2 protein-coding genes are annotated in these 799 nt (G+C 45.7%); both read left to right on the top strand.

Features of this window, described 5'->3' with window-relative positions; all coding sequences use genetic code 11:
* Positions 1 to 86 precede the first annotated feature (86 nt).
* A complete protein-coding gene (gene tnpA, locus D7V20_RS19330; protein ID WP_004762545.1) occupies positions 87 to 470 on the top strand; it encodes an IS66-like element accessory protein TnpA in 384 nt (127 codons plus the stop codon).
* A partial coding sequence (gene tnpB, locus D7V20_RS19325; RefSeq protein WP_067728626.1) for an IS66 family insertion sequence element accessory protein TnpB occupies positions 467 to 799 on the top strand: 333 nt, incomplete at its 3' end. The genes tnpA and tnpB, both read left to right, overlap by 4 nt.

Below are 799 nucleotides of genomic sequence, written 5' to 3'. Positions count from 1 at the left end.
GTAAGCGTCCGCTGAACACACCTTATGAATTCTTCCTATAAGCCTTAATTTAGTCCCCACTTAAAAACAAGTGGGGACTAAAATTTATGACTACAAATCACCAGACATCCATCGCATCTCTTGCGAAAAAACGAAGAACATACAGTGCTGAATTTAAACAGCAGATCGTTCAGGCTTGTAAAGCACCGGACGTTTCAATTGCTTCGGTCGCTTTGCAACATGGATTGAATACAAATCTTGTATCCAAATGGATTCGCTTAATTGATGGTAAGCCAGGGAATGATCGCTCACCACTACCGAATAAACCTGCATTTATTGCCTTATCTTGCTCTGCACCATTAGATCCTACTCCTACTGACATGTTAACGGTTCAAATTACTTTACCCCACTCAAAAGCAGAAATTGGCTTGAAATGGCAAGTATCAGAAATATCTGCTTTAGCAGAATTACTCAAGGCACTTGCAACATGATCCGCATTGATGAAATCTGGCTTTCTACCCAACCTCTGGATATGCGAGCAGGGATGGATACTGTCATGGCTCAGGTGGTGAGAGCCTTTGGCTACATTAAACCGCATTGTGCTTACCTGTTCTGTAATAAACGTGGCCATCGCATGAAAGTGCTGGTACATGATGGACTGGGCATCTGGCTGTGTGCCCGGCGGCTGGAACAGGGAAAATTCCACTGGGCGCAGGTTCACCAGGGTGAAAGCATGGCGATCAGTCCGGAACAGTTACAGGCACTGATCCAGGGTTTACCTTGGCAGCGCATTGGACGACAGCAGGTGGTGACGATGCTC

Source organism: Acinetobacter rongchengensis (assembly GCF_003611475.1).
GTDB classification, from domain to species: domain Bacteria; phylum Pseudomonadota; class Gammaproteobacteria; order Pseudomonadales; family Moraxellaceae; genus Acinetobacter; species Acinetobacter rongchengensis.
The sequence above is the reverse complement of the archived record's forward strand: the minus strand, read 5'-3'. Positions and strand labels throughout refer to the sequence as shown.